A 16,668-nucleotide genomic window follows, 5' to 3' on the forward strand; every position below is an offset into this window, starting at 1 on the left:
ATGTGACGGCGGCATTGCGCCGTCGTCAATACTGGCTCAATTTAGCTGCATCGCCCGGAAGGCTCGCCCCAATCCATGTCATCGACCTCTTTTCGCCAGTCCCTGCGTCGCCTCTGGGCGCTGGACAAGTTCAGCTACAGCGTGCGGGTGTTCGTCGCCCTGACCGGCAGCATGGCGCTGTGCTGGTACCAGGACGAAATGAGCCTGCTGATCCCATTGTTCCTCGGCATCATCGCCAGCGCCCTGGCGGAAACCGACGACAGCTGGCAGGGCCGCCTCAATGCCCTGGCAGTGACCCTGGTGTGCTTCAGCATCGCCGCGCTGTCGGTGGAACTGCTGTTCCCCTACCCCTGGATCTTCGCCATCGCCCTGGCCCTGGCCAGCTTCGGCCTGACCATGCTCGGGGCCCTGGGCGAGCGCTACGGCGCCATCGCCTCGGCGACCCTGATCCTTTCGGTCTACACCATGATCGGCGTCGACCAGCGCGGCGGCGCGGTGATCGACTTCTGGCACGAACCGGTGCTGCTGGTGGCAGGGGCTGCCTGGTATGGCCTGCTCTCGGTGCTCTGGCAGGCGTTGTTCTCCAACCAGCCGGTGCAGCAGAGCCTGGCACGGCTGTTTCGCGAACTGGGCTATTACCTCAAGCTCAAGTCGTCGCTGTTCGAGCCAATTCGCCAGCTGGACGTGGAAGCCCGGCGCCTGGAACTGGCACGGCAGAACGGCAAGGTGGTGGCCGCGCTCAACAGCGCCAAGGAGATCATCCTGCACCGGGTCGGCAACGGCCGCCCGGGGTCGAAGGTCAGCCGCTACCTGAAGCTGTACTTCCTGGCCCAGGACATCCACGAGCGCGCGAGCTCCTCGCACTACCCCTACAACGCCCTGGCCGATGCCTTCTTCCACAGCGACGTGCTGTTCCGCTGCCAGCGCCTGCTGCGCCAACAGGGCAAGGCCTGCCGGGCCCTGGGGGAATCGATCCAGTTGCGCCAGCCGTTCGTCTACGACACCGGGTTCACCGAGGCCCTGGGCGACCTGGAGGCCTCCCTTGAACACCTGCGTATCCAGAGCAACCCCGCCTGGCGTGGGCTCTTGCGCTCGCTGCGGGCACTGGCGGCCAACCTCAGCACCCTCGACCGCCTGCTCAGCGATGCCAGCAATCCCGATGCCCTGGCCGATGCTACCGACAGCAGCCTGCTGGACCGCTCGCCACGCAATCTCAAGGATGTCTGGACCCGCCTGCGCACCCAGCTGACGCCCACCTCGCTGCTGTTCCGCCACGCCCTGCGCCTGCCCCTGGCGCTGAGCATCGGCTATGGCATGGTGCACCTGATCCACCCCTCCCAGGGCTACTGGATCATCCTCACCACGCTGTTCGTCTGCCAACCCAACTATGGCGCCACCCGGCGCAAGCTGGGCCAGCGGATCGTCGGCACGGCCATCGGCCTGACCATCGCCTGGGCGCTGTTCGACCTGTTCCCCAGCCCGCTGGTGCAATCGCTGTTCGCCATCGCCGCAGGCGTGGTGTTCTTCACCAACCGCACCACCCGCTACACCCTGGCCACTGCCGCCATCACCCTGATGGTGCTGTTCTGCTTCAACCAAGTAGGCGACGGTTATGGCCTGTTCCTGCCGCGACTGTTCGATACCCTGCTGGGCAGCCTGATCGCCGGCCTGGCGGTGTTCCTGTTCCTTCCCGATTGGCAAGGGCGGCGCCTGAACCAGGTACTGGCCAACACCCTGGCGTGCAACAGCATCTACCTGCGCCAGATCATGCAGCAGTACGCCGCCGGCAAGAGCGACGACCTGGCCTACCGCCTGGCCCGGCGCAATGCCCATAACGCCGATGCGGCGCTCTCCACCACCCTGGCCAACATGCTCATGGAACCTGGACACTTTCGTAAGGAAGCGGACGTGGGCTTCCGCTTCCTGGTGCTGTCCCACACCCTGCTCAGCTACCTCTCGGGCCTGGGCGCGCACCGTGGCACCCAGCTGCCGGACGAGGTGCGCGAGCACCTGATCGGTGGCGCCGGCACCAGCCTCGCGGCCAGCATCGACGAGATCGCCCAGGGCCTGGCCAACAAGACTCCGATCGTCATCCACAGCGATGCCGAGGAGGCCTTGGCCAACGAGCTGGAGCAGATGCCGGACGAGATCGATGAGGGACAGCGCCTGGTGCAGACCCAACTGGGGCTGATCTGCCGCCAGCTGGGCCCCTTGCGAACCCTGGCGGCCCACCTGATCAAAGGGACCGAACAGCCGCAAGCCTAGCTTGCCGCTGCCCCTCCTACATGCCGTGCTGGCGCAGCAGCCGGGCGTAGCTGCCGTCGGCCTTCATGGCGGCGATCTCCCGATCGAACCTGGCGACGATCTGCGCATGCTCGGGATTCTTCAGGCTCACCAGGATATGCAGGCTGTTCTCGCTCAAGGGCTTGGGCAGGAACTCCACCGCATTGCGCACCCTGGGCGACTCCCGGGCCAGGTAGTAGCGGGCGACGTATTCATCCTCCAGGGTCAGCTTGACCCGGTCCGCCGCCAGCATGCGCACGGCCATGGCGAAGTTGTGCACCGGCACCTTCTGCAAGTCCGAGTCGTTGTCGAATTCAGAGGAGTAGGCGTAGCCGCGTACCACGGCAATCGGATACTCATGCAACTGCTTGAGGTTGTGGTACTCCAGGGGCGCGTCCCTGCGCTTGAGGAAGCGGATACGGTTGACCAGGTACTCGGAGGAGAACTGCCCAAGCCGGGTACGTTCATCGTTGTACCAGGCGTTGACCAGCACGTCGTAGCGCCCCTCGCCGATTCCCAGCAGCGCCCGGGCCCAGGGCACCTGCTCGAACTCACTGGCGTAGCCGGCGCGGGCCAGTGCGGTACTGACGATATCGGTGGCCACGCCGCCATTGACCAGGGTTGCGTCGGTAAACGGAGGCCAGGCATCAGCGACCAGCCGCAACTTCTCTGCAGAAGCGCCCTGGCCCAGCAACAGCAATCCGATCAAAGCCAAAGCCCGATGCAGTCGCAGCATGCTTAAAGATCCTTAGCGGGCACAGGGCCCAGCGCGTTCCAGCCTACACTCGAGGGCCCATGCAGCGACCGCCCAGGTCCTAACATTAGCTCATCGCAGCCAATGCACAGGACTTGCAAAACAGATTACACAAAGAAGGGAAAAGCCAGTGAACGGAGTGATGGCATTTTGACCCATCTCACAGAAACAAACTCCATACATCTGCCAGCAAGACATCCGCTGGCGATGTGCTTAGTATTTCGCGCAGCTCTTTTCACAGGATAAGAAAATGACCGTCGAATGGGTCTGCAAACACCACACCGATCTGGGCAAGGAACAGCTCTACGCCATCTTGCAGCTGCGCACCGAGGTCTTCGTCGTGGAACAGAAGTGCCCCTATCAGGAGGTCGATGGCCGTGACCTGGAAGGCGACACTTGCCACCTGATGGCCTGGGACGGCGACCGCCTGGTGGCGTACCTGCGCCTGCTGGACCCCATCTCCCAGGGCGGCGACGTGGTCATCGGCCGGGTGGTGATCGCCGAGCAAGCCCGGGGCCAGGGCCTGGGCCACGTATTGATGGAGCAGGCCCTGAAACAGGCGCAACGGCACTGGCCCGAGACACCGATCTACCTCTCGGCCCAGGCCCACCTGCAGGCTTACTATGGTCGTTACGGGTTCAGCGTGGTGGGCGAGCAATACCTGGAAGACGACATCCCGCACATTGGCATGCGCCGCAACTGAAGCCTCAGGGATAGCCCAGCACGGCCTTGATCTGCCGCAAGTTGGGCTCGATCCAGCCCTTGTCGATGGCACCCCAGCTGTGGATCCGATAATGCCCGGCGTGATTGCGCGCGCCGTCCTCTTGCTCGAACTGGCAGACGATGTCCAGGTCGGCCAGGGCGGCGATGGTGTCCTGGGCGGTACGTCGAGGCATGCCCGTGAGCTCGGTCAGCGCCGGCACGCTGCTGGCCTGGCCGCTGTCGATCAGGTACGCCACGTACAAGCGGCGGTAGAAACTGCTCTTGGTCTTGCTCACATCCATCGCCCACTCCTTTCTAGGCCGTTGCGCCCGCCTTCGCCTGCAGGTCGCGCCAGGTGAGGTAGACCCGCAGGTCGAATTCCAGTTGGTGATAGCCCGGCAGCATGTGCTCGCAGAGCTTGTAGAACGCCTTGTTGTGGTCCGATTCCTTGAAGTGCGCCAACTCGTGGACCACGATCATGCGCAGGAACTCTGGCGCCGCCTCCTTGAACAGCGAGGCGATGCGGATCTCTTTCTTGGCCTTGAGCTTACCCCCCTGCACCCGCGACACCGTGGTGTGCAGGCCGAGGGCACGATGGGTCAGGTCCAGGCGATTATCGAACAGCACCTTGTCGATGGCTGGTGCGTTGCGCAGGTATTCCTGCTTCAGCTCCAGGGCGTAGCTGTACAGCGCCTTGTCGCTCTGCACACCGTGCTTGCCCGGATAGCGGCGCTCCAGATAGTCCCCCAGGCGATCCTCGACAATCAGCTGGCGCACCTGCTCTTGCAGGGCAATGGGATAGGCCTGGAGGTATTTCAGTGCGGTCATGGGGGTGGCAACGCCAGATACGAAGGCTGCCAGTGTAGCGAACTCAGGCCTGCAGCGCGCTCCAGTCGAACGGCTGGGCGAACTGGCTGGCGCTGCTGGCGGTCAGCGGTCGGGCCACCAGGAAACCCTGTACATACTCGCAACCGGCGTCCTTGAGCCACTGATACTGCTCGTGGGTTTCCACGCCCTCGGCGATCACCAGGAGGCCGAACTGCCGGCACAGGTCGATCACGCTGCGCGCGATCGCGGCGTCCCGCGGCGAGGTGAGCAACCGCGCGATCAGGTGCCGGTCGAGCTTGAGGGTGTCGAGCTGCAAGTCACGCAGGTACGCCAGGCAACAGCCGCCCGAGCCGAAATCGTCCAGAGCCACCCGCACCCCCAAATGATGCAACTGCTGCAGTTGCTTGCGGGTCTCGTCCAGGTTCTGGGTCAGTGCTGCCTCGGTGACTTCGACTTCCAGCTGGCGCGGCTGCAGGCCATTGCGTATCAGGACCTGGCGCAGCTCCGCCGCCAGGTTGGGCATGCTGAACTGGGTAGCGCTCAGACTGATCCCGAGCACCAGGTCAGGGCTGAACACTTGCTCCCAGTCCTTGCGCTGGGCAGCCCCCTGTTGATAGATCCAGCTCCCCAGCAGGCTGATCAACCGCGCCTCTTCGAGCAATGGCAGGAACAAGCCCGGCGGGACGTCGCCGACACTTGGATGACGCCAGCGCAGCAAGGCCTCGAAACCGCGCAGGCGGCCATCGGCAATGGCCACCTGGGGCTGGTACACCAGGGTGAACTCCTTGCGCTCCACCGCGCTGCGCACGCTTTCCTCAAGCATCAGCCGGGAGCGTGCGCGGCCATTCATTTCATGGTCGTAGTACCGGTACTGCTGGCGGCCGGCGCGCTTGGCCTCGTACATGGCGATATCCGCCGAACGCAACAAGCCATCGAGGTTGGAACCGCAGTCGGGATAGATGGCGATGCCGATGCTGGCCCCCAGCGCCACTTCCAGGCCGTCGATCTGCTGGTTGATGGACAACCGCTCGATCAGCCGTTCGGCCACTTTCGCCGCCTGCTCGGGAAACCCCAGCTCCAATAACGCAGTGAACTCATCGCCCCCCATGCGCCCGATGATGTCGAACGAGTGCAGGCAATCCTTCATCTGCTCGGAGACCCAGCGCAGTACCCGGTCGCCGGCGTCGTGTCCCAGGGAGTCATTGACCCGCTTGAATCCATCCAGGTCCAGGTAGAGCAGGACCAGGGACTTTCCCGGGCGCTCACCACGCACCAGGATGCTGTCCACCGTCTTCTGGAAGCCTCGCCGGTTGAGCAACCCGGTCAAGGGATCGGTCACCGCCTGGTACTCCAGTTGCTGGTGCAGGTGCCGCACTTCCGACATATCCAGCAAGGTGACCACCATGGCCTTCTGGTCGCTCGGTAGCGGGGCACAGGACAGCGCCACGCTGATCTGCTGGCCTGGAACAGTGCGCAACAGGGCGTCATGCAGGCGAAAGGTTTCACCGCGACGGTAACTGGCATACAGCTCGCAGGCGGGCCAGTCGGGAATATGGGGTTTTTGCAGGTAATCGAGGAATGCCGAGCCTTCCAGTTCCTTCACCTGGGCATTGAGCAGGCGTGAAACCGCGGGGTTGGCGAAACGTATCCGCCCCTCTTCGTCCACGACCAGGATGCCTTCGGCGGCGTTGTCCAGCACCGAGGCATTGAATGCCCGGGCCACTTCCAGGTCATGGCTCAGGTGCTGCAAGGCGCGCCGGTTGCGCTGGTGCTCCAGCAGCGCCTGGACCTTGGGCTTGAGGATCTGCGGGTCGAAGGGCTTGAACAGGTAGTCCACCGCGCCATTGGCATAGCCCTTGATCACGGCATCCTGGGATTGTTCATTGGCGGTCAGGAAGATAATCGGTGTCAGGCGTGTGCGCTGGCTGCCGCGCATCAAGCGGGCCACTTCGAAACCATCCATGCCTGGCATCTGCACATCGAGCAGAACCAGATCGATTTCATGCTGGAGCAACAGGTCCAGGGCCTCGATACCTGAAGCGGCGGTCATCACCCGCCAGTCCTGGCGCTGTAGCAACGCCCGCATGCTCAGGAGATTTTCAGGATAGTCATCGACGATCAGAAGAGTGGAGTGACCCTCGACTGCCTCCGGTTGCACGCATTCCATGCTGCTTCTCTTGTCTGTAATAAGACTGAACGGGTGAGAAACCCGACAAAACCTGAGGTTTCACTCTAGCCCCGGATCCTGAAAAGCAGAAGCTGCCATCAAGCCATCACTCTGCCAATGCCCATGCCTCCCGACTAACGGTCACACTTTTCATTCACACGAAGCATAAAGAATGGCACTCAGGCATTTTGCTGGCGCCATATATCCGCCATACGGTACCCATTGGTGATGTTCCCTAGGCTATAAAGATGCCCGAGAGGTGCAGCCTAAAGCCCTCGGCAGGCTGCACCAGGCACATCCTTGCGGAATTTCCCTACATGATCGACCTGGCAACCTGGAACCTCAGCGTTCCTGTCGGCAGTCCGCCGGCAACCATCGATACCCCGGCCCTGGTCAAGGGCTTCAAGAACCAATACTTCCATTCCGACAGCGGCGCCCTGTTCTTCTGGTCGCCGGTCACCGGCTCGAAGACCGAGAACGCCATCTACCCACGCACCGAATTGCGCGAAACCTACGCCAACGGCACCCTGCGCAACTGGACTTATCCCGAAGCCGACAACCTGTTGCAGGCCACCCTGGCGGTCAACCAGGTGCCATCGTCAGGCAAGATCGTCATCGGCCAGATCCATGCCTACAACAGCACCAGGCCGTTGGTGAAACTGGAGTACCAGTACAAGGCCAACCAGGGCCGCGGCAACATCGTGGCCAAGGTGCGCATGCGCCCGGGCGACACTCGGTCCCGGGTCATCGGCATCGCCAAGAACGTGCCCATGGACCGGCGGTTTTCCTACCTGATCCACCTGAGCCCCGGAGGCGTCCTGGGCGTCAGCGCCGCTGGCTATCAGTGGAACACCCAACTGAGCGCCACCTGGCGTGACAAGCCGCTGTACTTCAAGGCTGGCGTCTATGTGCAGGACAACACCGGCTACACCAGCGAGGGTGGCAAGGTGACGTTCTCCAAGCTGGACATCGACCACAAAAAGAGCTGAGCCGGCATACAGGCACAAAAAAGCCCGCATCGCTGCGGGCTTTTTCATTCACCACCGAGGCTTAGTTGACCTTGGCGTTCAGCTCACCCTTGAGGTAGCGCTGGAACATCGCTTCCAGGGAGATCGGCTTGATCTTCGAAGCATTGCCAGCAGTACCGAAGGCTTCGTAACGAGCGATGCACACATCACGCATTGCAGTCACGGTAGCGCCGAAGAACTTGCGAGGGTCGAATTCGCTCGGGTTCTGTGCCATCAGGCGACGCATGGCACCGGTGGATGCCAGGCGCAGGTCGGTGTCGATATTGACCTTGCGTACACCGTACTTGATGCCTTCGACGATCTCTTCGACCGGCACGCCGTAGGTTTCCTTGATGTCGCCACCGTACTGGTTGATGATCGCCAGCCACTCTTGTGGAACCGAGGACGAACCGTGCATCACCAGGTGGGTGTTGGGGATGCGCTTGTGGATTTCCTTGATGCGGTCGATCGCCAGCACGTCGCCGGTAGGCGGCTTGGTGAACTTGTAGGCGCCGTGGCTGGTACCGATGGCGATGGCCAGGGCGTCGACCTGGGTCTTCTTGACGAAGTCGGCGGCCTCTTCCGGATCGGTCAGCATCTGGCTGTGGTCCAGTACGCCTTCGGCACCGATGCCGTCTTCTTCACCGGCCATGCCGGTTTCCAGGGAACCCAGGCAGCCCAGCTCGCCTTCTACCGACACGCCGCAGGCGTGGGCCATGGCTACGGTCTGCTGGGTAACGCGGACGTTGTACTCGTAGTCGGTCGGAGTCTTGCCGTCTTCGCCCAGGGAGCCGTCCATCATGACCGAGGAGAAGCCCAGCTGGATGGAGCGCTGGCAAACGTCGGGGCTGGTGCCGTGGTCCTGGTGCATGCACACCGGGATGTGCGGGAATTCTTCGATCGCGGCCAGGATCAGGTGACGCAGGAACGGCGCACCAGCGTATTTGCGGGCACCGGCCGAAGCCTGGACGATCACCGGGGAGTCAGTCTTGTCAGCGGCTTCCATGATGGCGCGCATCTGCTCAAGGTTGTTGACGTTGAAGGCTGGAACGCCGTAGCCGAACTCGGCTGCGTGGTCCAGCATCTGGCGCATGCTGATGAGTGCCATTGTGTGTGTCTCTCCCGGTCGAGGGTCGTTAATCGTGCAAGCCTGCCGTAGCGGCGACTGCTATTCAAGTGATTGCAGATCGGGGGTCAACCCGGCCTGCGGATTCGTTACTTCATCAATCTCAAGGGCCCTGCGTCCCTGCAGGAGCGAGGCTGGCCCGCGATAGCGATCGGCCTGGCGACATCCATCACCAATGTCCGGGCCGCATCGCGAGCCAGCTTCGCTCCCACAGGTTCAGCATCGGTTCCCGGCCTACGGCGCTTTACAGCCGCGGCCGATCAAGTCATTGGTGGCGACCCAGTAGACCAGGCCTTCCTCACCCTTGACGTGAAACGCCAGCATGTCGTCGCTGTACAGCGTGCCCGAACCGCTAGGCTCGAGCTTCAGGCGGCGAACCTGATCGTCACCCCCCAGGCGTACGTCGACAGCCTTGCGGCTGTCATCGGCGTAGCGCCAGAGCACCTGTGCCTGGCTATCGCATACCCAGGTGGTCCATTCATCGGTGGTCGGTGACTTGAGCAGGTGCAGATCAGCGCACCCGGCAAGCAGCCCCAGCATCGCCGCGGCGATCAAAGCTTTCATCGATGTTCCTCGGCCGGTGACCCAAGGGTCCCGGCCCTTCGCGTTATCCAATCTGACCCGTCAAGGGCAGCCCTGTTCCCTGGCCTTTGGCGGTGTCTCGTACTTCTCCAGCCCTTCAGGCCCCAGGCGCTTGTTGATCACCGGAGCCGTCTCGGCCTGCCAGTCGGCCTGGTAGCAGCCCTTTCCCGGAGGCCCGTCCTCGTCCGCCGGCTTTACCTGCGAACTGGCCGAACACCCCACGAGCCAGGCCGTGGCGAACAGCAGTGGCAATGTCTTGACCATCAGAACACTCCTTTGCCCGGCCAACGGGAGGCTCAGGCCTTGGCCCGGGCTTCCAGGACTTCGACTGCCGGCAGGACCTTGCCTTCGACGAACTCGAGGAAAGCACCGCCACCGGTAGAAATGTAGGAAATCTGCTGAGCAACGCCGTACTTGTCGATGGCGGCCAGGGTGTCGCCACCACCTGCGATGGAGAATGCCGAGCTATCGGCGATGGCCTGGGCCAGTACCTTGGTGCCGTTGCCGAACTGATCGAACTCGAACACGCCCACCGGACCGTTCCAGAGGATGGTCCTGGAGGACTTGAGCAACTCGGCGAACTGCGCCGCGGTCTGCGGACCGATGTCCAGGATCATGTCGTCGGCCGCCACGTCGGCGATCGCCTTGACGGTAGCGGCGGCAGTCTCGGCGAATTCCTTGGCCACTACCACGTCCACCGGCAGCGGTACGCTGACCTTGGCGGCAATGGCGCGGGCGGTGTCCAGCAGGTCAGGCTCGTACAGCGACTTGCCCACCGGGTGGCCGGCGGCGGCCAGGAAAGTGTTGGCGATACCACCCCCAACGATCAGCTGGTCGCAGACCTCGCTCAGGCTGTTGAGCACGTCCAGCTTGGTGGACACCTTGGAGCCGGCGACGATCGCCGCCATCGGCTGGGCCGGGGTATCCAGGGCCTTGCCCAGGGCATCCAGTTCGGCAGCCAGCAGCGGGCCCGCGGCCGCTACCTTGGCGAACTTGGCCACGCCGTGGGTCGAACCCTCGGCACGGTGCGCGGTACCGAAGGCATCCATCACGAACACATCGCACAGGGCAGCGTACTGCTGGGCCAGCTCGTCAGCGTTCTTTTTCTCGCCCTTGTTGAAACGCACGTTTTCGAACAGCACGACGTCGCCGGCCTTGACCTCGACACCACCCAGGTAGTCAGCCACCAGCGGCACTTCGCGGCCCAGGGCGCGGCTCAGGTAGTCAGCCACCGGCTTGAGGCTGTTCTCGGCCGAAAACTCACCTTCGGTCGGACGGCCCAGGTGCGAGCAGACCATCACCGCCGCGCCTTTTTCCAGGGCCAGCTTGATGGTCGGCAGCGAAGCCAGGATCCGCGCGTCGCTGGTGACTACACCGTCCTTGACTGGGACGTTGAGGTCTTCGCGGATCAGCACGCGCTTACCTTGCAGATCGAGGTCGGTCATCTTCAACACGGTCATGGGTCGCAATTCCTGGGTTACTGAATATTAGAAGCAGGGAGTGGAGCGGCTATTTGCAGGTAATGTCCGGCAACGTCCAGCATCCGGTTGGCAAAACCCCATTCGTTGTCGAACCAGGCCAGGATGTTCACCAGCCGGGGGCCGGAAACGCGGGTCTGACTGGCATCGACGATCGCCGAATGGGGGTCATGATTGAAGTCGCAGCTGGCGTGCGGCAACTCGGTGTAGGCCAAAAGCCCCTTGAGCGGACCGCTGGTAGCGGCCTCGCGCAAGATCCGGTTGACCTCTGCGGTGTCGGTATCGCTTACCGTCTGCATGGTGATATCCAGGCAGGATACGTTGACCGTCGGCACCCGTACGGCTTTGGCCTGAATCCGCCCGGCAAGTTCCGGCAACAGTCGTTCGATACCACGGGCCAGGCCTGTGGATACCGGGATCACCGACTGGAACGCCGAACGGGTGCGGCGCAGGTCCTCGTGGTGATAGGCATCGATCACTGGCTGGTCGTTCATCGCCGAATGGATGGTGGTGATCGACACGTATTCCAGGCCGATGGCCTGGTCCAGCAGGCGCAACAGCGGGACACCGCAGTTGGTGGTACAGGAGGCATTGGATACCAGCAGCTCGTCGCCGCTCAGGCAATCCTGGTTCACGCCGTAGACGATGGTGGCGTCGACATCCGACTCGCTGGCCATCGGCTGGGAAAACAGCACCCGTGGCGCGCCAGCATCGAGAAAGCACTGGCCGTCCTCACGGGTGTGATAGGCGCCGGAACACTCCAGCACCAGGTCGATGTCCAGGGCCGCCCAATCGATGCCTTCGGGGGTGGCACTGCGCAACACTTTCACGCAGTTGCCATTGATATGCAGACAATCGCCATCGACCGTCACCTCGCCGGGAAACCGGCCGTGGGTGGAGTCGAAGCGTGTCAGGTATTCGACGCTGGCCATATCGGCCAAGTCGTTGATGGCCACGATCTCGAACCCTGCCGCGGCCCCTCGCTCGAACAGAGCACGCAAGACGCAACGACCAATACGGCCGTAGCCGTTGAGTGCAACTTTATAGCGACGCGATTGAGGCATGGGGTTCTCGATGACCGGGGTGAATCCATCAGTGCAGCGTTAGCGGTTCGATTGTAATCGCGGGCAAGCCCCGCTCCTACAGGATCTCAGTGATCTGTAGGAGCGGGGCTTGCCCGAGAAGAACAGCAGACAACGCAACCAGCGGACTTAGTCTTCCAGCAGCTCTTCAGCCTGGCCCAGGATGTTTTCCAGGGTGAAGCCGAACTCTTCGAACAGCGCAGGCGCAGGGGCCGACTCACCATAGGTGGTCATGCCGATCACGCGGCCTTCCAGGCCCACGTACTTGTACCAGAAGTCGGCATGGGCGGCTTCGATGGCGATCCGCGCACCGACCTGCAACGGCAGTACCGATTGCTTGTAGCCGGCGTCCTGGGCGTCGAACACGCTGGTGCATGGCATGGACACCACGCGCACCTTGCGGCCTTGCTCGGTCAGCTTGTCGAAGGCTTGTACCGCCAGGCCCACTTCCGAACCCGTGGCGATCAGGATCAGTTCAGGCTCGCCTGCGCAGTCCTTCAACACGTAGCCACCGCGGCTGATGGCAGCGATCTGGGCATTGTCACGAGCCTGGTGCTGCAGGTTCTGGCGAGAGAAGATCAGCGCCGATGGGCCGTCCTTGCGCTCCAGTGCGTACTTCCAGGACACCGCCGATTCCACGGCGTCGGCTGGACGCCAGGTATCGAGGTTCGGGGTGCTGCGCAGGCTGGTCAGCTGCTCGATCGGCTGGTGGGTCGGGCCGTCTTCGCCCAGGCCAATGGAGTCGTGGGTGTAGACGTGGATGACGCGTTGCTTCATCAGCGCCGACATGCGCACCGCGTTGCGGGCGTACTCCATGAACATCAGGAAGGTCGCGCCGTAAGGCACCAGGCCACCGTGCAGGGCCACGCCGTTCATGATGGCGGTCATGCCGAATTCGCGCACGCCGTAGTACATGTAGTTGCCGCTGGCGTCTTCTGCGCTGACGCCTTTGCAGCCTTTCCACAAGGTCAGGTTGGAACCGGCCAGGTCCGCCGAGCCGCCGAGGAACTCAGGCAGCAGCGGGCCGAAGGCGTTCAGGGTGTTCTGGCTGGCTTTACGGCTGGCGATGGTTTCGCCTTTGGCCGCGACTTCAGCGATGTAGGCATCGGCCTTCTCGGAGAAGTCGGCCGGCAGCTCGCCGCTCAGGCGACGGATCAGCTCGTTGGCTTCGGTCGGGAACGCGGCGGAGTAGGCAGCGAAACGCTGGTCCCACTCGGCTTCGACAGCGCGACCGGTTTCCTTGGCGTCCCACTCGGCATAGATGTCGGCAGGGATTTCGAACGGACCGTGGTTCCACTTCAGGGCTTCGCGGGTCAGGGCGATTTCCTCGGCGCCCAGTGGCGCGCCGTGGCAGTCTTCCTTGCCTTGCTTGTTCGGCGAGCCGAAACCGATGGTGGTCTTGCAGCAGATCAGGGTTGGCAGCGGGCTCTTGCGTGCAGTCTCGATGGCGGTCTTGATCTCTTCCGGATCGTGGCCATCGACGTTGCGGATCACCTGCCAGTTGTAGGCTTCGAAGCGCTTGGGGGTGTCGTCGGTGAACCAGCCTTCGACTTCGCCGTCGATGGAGATACCGTTGTCATCGTAGAAGGCGATCAGCTTGCCCAGGCCCAGGGTGCCGGCCAGGGAAGCGACTTCGTGGGAAATGCCTTCCATCATGCAGCCATCACCCAGGAACACATAGGTGTGGTGGTCGACGATGTTGTGGCCAGGGCGGTTGAACTGCGCCGCCAGGACTTTTTCCGCCAGGGCGAAGCCCACGGCATTGGCCAGGCCCTGGCCCAGCGGTCCGGTAGTGGTTTCCACGCCCGGGGTGTAGCCGAATTCCGGGTGGCCCGGGGTACGGCTGTGCAGTTGGCGGAAATTCTTCAGGTCATCGATCGAAAGATCGTAGCCGGTCAGGTGCAGCAGCGAGTAGATCAACATCGAGCCGTGGCCATTGGACAGTACGAAACGGTCGCGGTCGGCAAAGGATGGATTGCTCGGGTTGTGCTTGAGGTAGTCACGCCAAAGTACTTCGGCGATATCCGCCATGCCCATGGGGGCACCTGGATGGCCGCTGTTGGCTTTTTGCACGGCATCCATGCTGAGGGCACGAATGGCGTTGGCACGCTCACGACGGCTTGGCATCGCTGATCTCCTGGAGATTGAGTGAAAACAAAACGGAAAAAAGGCCTGCATTTTCCCTCAGGCGCCAGGCGGGGGCAATCACAGATAGTCACTCAGCAGCGTTTTTCCCACGGACATTGGCGCCAGCGACCGGCCAAACCCTGACAGCACGGCCTATAAAAGTGTCCCGCTGCTCTGGCATGGGCACCGAGCACTGCAATATCAAAACTTTTTGATATTGGCCTTGCAGGCTGTTTCGGGCATCACTAGACTGCGTTTCCATGAACCTGCACGCACCCTCGATTGGCCAAGACGATTGCGATGACCTGGCAGCCTTGTGCAAGGCTGGCGGCGATCCCTTACGTCTCAATGTATTGCGTGCCCTGAGCAACGATTCATTCGGCGTGCTGGAACTGGCGCAGATTTTCGCCACCGGCCAGTCGGGCATGAGCCATCACCTGAAGGTCCTGGCCCAGGCCGGCCTGGTGGCCACCCGCCGCGAAGGCAATGCGATTTTCTATCGCCGTGCCCTGCCCCACACCGAACTGCTGGGTGGCAGGCTGCATTCAGCGCTGTTGGATGAAGTCGACCAATTGCCGCTACCGACCGACGTCCAGTCACGGATCGGCCTGGTGCATGGGCAGCGGGCAGCCGCCAGTGAAGATTTCTTTTCCCGGGTAGCGGAGAAATTCCGCGCCCAGCAGGACCTGATCGCGGGACTGCCCCAGTATCGCGAGAGCGTCCTGGCCTTGCTGGACAAACTGGGCTTCAAGCCCTCGGCCACGGCCATCGAGGTCGGCCCCGGCGACGGCGGCTTCCTCCCCGACCTGGCTCGGCGCTTTGCCCAGGTGACTGCCCTGGACAACAGCCCGGCGATGCTGGAACTGGCACGCCAGCTGTGCGAACGCGAAACACTGGCTAACGTCAATCTGCAATTGGCCGATGCATTGAAGGGTGTGCAGCTCAAGGCCGACTGCGTCGTGCTGAATATGGTCCTGCACCACTTCGCCGCGCCAGCCGAAGCCCTCAAGCAGATGGCGCAATTGCTGCAAGCAGGCGGCAGCCTGCTGGTGACAGACTTGTGCAGCCACAATCAGAGTTGGGCCAGAGAGGCCTGTGGTGATCTCTGGCTAGGGTTCGAACAAGATGATCTGGCCCGTTGGGCCACCGCTGCGGGACTGACTCCCGGGGACAGCCTCTATGTGGGCTTACGTAATGGTTTCCAGATCCAGGTCCGTCATTTTCAGCGACCGGCTGGCAACACTCACCATCGGTAAATTTAGGAAACCGTCGAGATGAGCGAATACTCCCTTTTCACCTCCGAGTCCGTGTCCGAAGGGCATCCGGATAAAATCGCCGACCAGATTTCCGATGCGGTACTGGACGCCATCATTGCCCAGGACAAGCACGCCCGTGTAGCGGTCGAGACCCTGGTCAAGACCGGCGTCGCCATCGTCGCGGGTGAAGTCACCACCAGTGCCTGGGTCGACCTGGAGCAGATCGTTCGCGACGTCATCTGCGACATCGGCTACACCAGCTCCGATGTCGGCTTCGACGGCGCCACTTGCGGTGTGATGAACATCATTGGCAAGCAATCCCCCGACATCAACCAGGGGGTCGATCGCGCCAAGCCTGAAGACCAGGGCGCTGGCGACCAGGGCCTGATGTTCGGCTATGCCAGCAATGAAACCGCGGCGCTGATGCCAGCACCGATCGCTTTCTCCCACCAGCTGGTGCAACGCCAGGCCGACGCTCGCAAGTCGGGCCTGCTGCCATGGCTGCGTCCGGACGCCAAGTCCCAGGTCACCTGCCGCTATGAAAACGGCATCGTGGTGGGCATCGACGCGGTCGTGCTGTCGACCCAGCACAACCCGGAAGTTTCCTATAGCGACCTGCGCGAAGGCGTCATGGAACTGATCGTCAAGCACGTGCTGCCAGCCGAGTTGCTGCACAAGGACACCCAGTTCCACATCAACCCGACCGGCCAGTTCATCATCGGTGGCCCAGTGGGCGACTGCGGCCTGACCGGCCGCAAGATCATCGTCGACAGCTACGGCGGCATGGCCCGTCACGGCGGTGGCGCGTTCTCCGGCAAGGACCCATCCAAGGTCGACCGTTCGGCAGCCTATGCCGGTCGCTACGTGGCCAAGAACATCGTCGCTGCCGGCCTGGCCGAGCGTTGCGAGATCCAGGTGTCCTACGCCATCGGCGTCGCCCAGCCGACTTCGATCTCGCTGAACACCTTCGGCACCGGCAAGATCAGCGATGACAAGATCATCAAGCTGGTACGCGAGCATTTCGACCTGCGTCCTTACGCGATCACCACCATGCTCGACCTGCTGCACCCGATGTACCAGGAGACTGCAGCCTACGGTCACTTCGGCCGCGCTCCGCAGACCAAGACCGTGGGCGAAGACACCTTCACCACCTTCACCTGGGAAAAGACCGACCGCGCCGAGGCCCTGCGCGCCGCAGCCGGCCTGTAATCTCCCAACGCGACACCCAAGCCCCGCCCGGCTCGCCCGGCGGGGCTTTTTGTTGCCACAGGTTTCC

Annotated in this window: 15 protein-coding genes; 5 read left to right on the forward strand and 10 right to left on the reverse strand. The window is 62.7% G+C overall.

The features are described 5' to 3' along the window. Positions 1–75: 75 nt before the first annotated feature. Positions 76–2,265, forward strand: coding sequence for a YccS family putative transporter (yccS, locus tag I9018_RS30070; protein ID WP_068576767.1), 2,190 nt, complete (start codon positions 76–78; stop codon positions 2,263–2,265). A 16-nt stretch (positions 2,266–2,281) separates the two neighbouring features. On the opposite strand, the gene I9018_RS30075 is transcribed toward yccS, so the two are convergent. Beyond that, entirely contained in the window at positions 2,282–3,019 is a 738-nt protein-coding gene (locus I9018_RS30075; protein WP_241108205.1) for a transporter substrate-binding domain-containing protein, read from the reverse strand. 268 nt (positions 3,020–3,287) lie between these two features. Between I9018_RS30075 and I9018_RS30080 the strand changes: the two genes are divergently transcribed. Further along, on the forward strand, positions 3,288–3,740 hold the full coding sequence (locus I9018_RS30080) for a GNAT family N-acetyltransferase (protein WP_124347190.1): 453 nt from the start codon (positions 3,288–3,290) through the stop codon (positions 3,738–3,740). Between the two features lie 4 nt (positions 3,741–3,744). Here I9018_RS30080 and I9018_RS30085 read toward each other — a convergent pair whose 3' ends face one another. Genes I9018_RS30085 through I9018_RS30095 form a run of 3 tightly spaced genes read right to left on the reverse strand, consistent with a single transcriptional unit; the run spans position 3,745 to position 6,734 of the window. Continuing rightward, positions 3,745–4,041: a winged helix-turn-helix domain-containing protein gene (locus I9018_RS30085; protein WP_068576761.1), complete on the reverse strand. Its 297-nt coding sequence runs from the start codon at positions 4,039–4,041 to the stop codon at positions 3,745–3,747. 13 nt (positions 4,042–4,054) lie between these two features. Next, the gene (locus tag I9018_RS30090) at positions 4,055–4,567 is read right to left on the reverse strand and encodes a M48 family metallopeptidase (RefSeq protein ID WP_068576759.1); all 513 of its coding nucleotides are present in this window, start codon (positions 4,565–4,567) and stop codon (positions 4,055–4,057) included. Positions 4,568–4,610: 43 nt separating this feature from the next. Then, a complete protein-coding gene (locus I9018_RS30095; RefSeq protein ID WP_241108206.1) occupies positions 4,611–6,734 on the reverse strand; it encodes an EAL domain-containing protein in 2,124 nt (707 codons plus the stop codon). A gap of 317 nt (positions 6,735–7,051) precedes the next feature. Between I9018_RS30095 and I9018_RS30100 the strand changes: the two genes are divergently transcribed. Next, entirely contained in the window at positions 7,052–7,723 is a 672-nt protein-coding gene (locus tag I9018_RS30100; protein ID WP_241108207.1) for a polysaccharide lyase family 7 protein, read from the forward strand. 61 nt (positions 7,724–7,784) lie between these two features. Here I9018_RS30100 and fba read toward each other — a convergent pair whose 3' ends face one another. From fba to tkt, 6 genes are all read right to left on the reverse strand, one after another. Beyond that, entirely contained in the window at positions 7,785–8,849 is a 1,065-nt protein-coding gene (fba, locus tag I9018_RS30105) for a class II fructose-bisphosphate aldolase (protein WP_068576753.1), read from the reverse strand. 252 nt (positions 8,850–9,101) lie between these two features. Next, positions 9,102–9,431 carry an MliC family protein gene (locus I9018_RS30110; RefSeq protein ID WP_068576751.1) on the reverse strand — a complete coding sequence of 110 codons (330 nt, stop codon included), beginning with the start codon at positions 9,429–9,431 and terminating at the stop codon, positions 9,102–9,104. Positions 9,432–9,491: 60 nt separating this feature from the next. Then, positions 9,492–9,713, reverse strand: coding sequence for a hypothetical protein (locus I9018_RS30115; protein ID WP_241108208.1), 222 nt, complete (start codon positions 9,711–9,713; stop codon positions 9,492–9,494). Positions 9,714–9,745: 32 nt separating this feature from the next. Further along, the gene (locus tag I9018_RS30120) at positions 9,746–10,909 is read right to left on the reverse strand and encodes a phosphoglycerate kinase (protein WP_068576747.1); all 1,164 of its coding nucleotides are present in this window, start codon (positions 10,907–10,909) and stop codon (positions 9,746–9,748) included. Between the two features lie 17 nt (positions 10,910–10,926). Next, positions 10,927–11,991, reverse strand: a complete 1,065-nt coding sequence (epd, locus tag I9018_RS30125; RefSeq protein WP_241108209.1) for an erythrose-4-phosphate dehydrogenase — start codon at positions 11,989–11,991, stop codon at positions 10,927–10,929. 147 nt (positions 11,992–12,138) lie between these two features. Further along, entirely contained in the window at positions 12,139–14,136 is a 1,998-nt protein-coding gene (gene tkt / locus I9018_RS30130) for a transketolase (protein WP_241108210.1), read from the reverse strand. A gap of 260 nt (positions 14,137–14,396) precedes the next feature. Between tkt and I9018_RS30135 the strand changes: the two genes are divergently transcribed. Both I9018_RS30135 and metK read left to right on the forward strand, forming a co-directional pair. Beyond that, on the forward strand, positions 14,397–15,392 hold the full coding sequence (locus tag I9018_RS30135; protein WP_124347187.1) for a metalloregulator ArsR/SmtB family transcription factor: 996 nt from the start codon (positions 14,397–14,399) through the stop codon (positions 15,390–15,392). A gap of 18 nt (positions 15,393–15,410) precedes the next feature. Further along, the gene (gene metK, locus I9018_RS30140) at positions 15,411–16,601 is read left to right on the forward strand and encodes a methionine adenosyltransferase (protein WP_068576739.1); all 1,191 of its coding nucleotides are present in this window, start codon (positions 15,411–15,413) and stop codon (positions 16,599–16,601) included. Positions 16,602–16,668: the final 67 nt, after the last annotated feature.

The sequence above is a fragment of the Pseudomonas sp. MPFS genome, assembly GCF_022537035.1.
GTDB classification, from domain to species: domain Bacteria; phylum Pseudomonadota; class Gammaproteobacteria; order Pseudomonadales; family Pseudomonadaceae; genus Aquipseudomonas; species Aquipseudomonas sessilinigenes.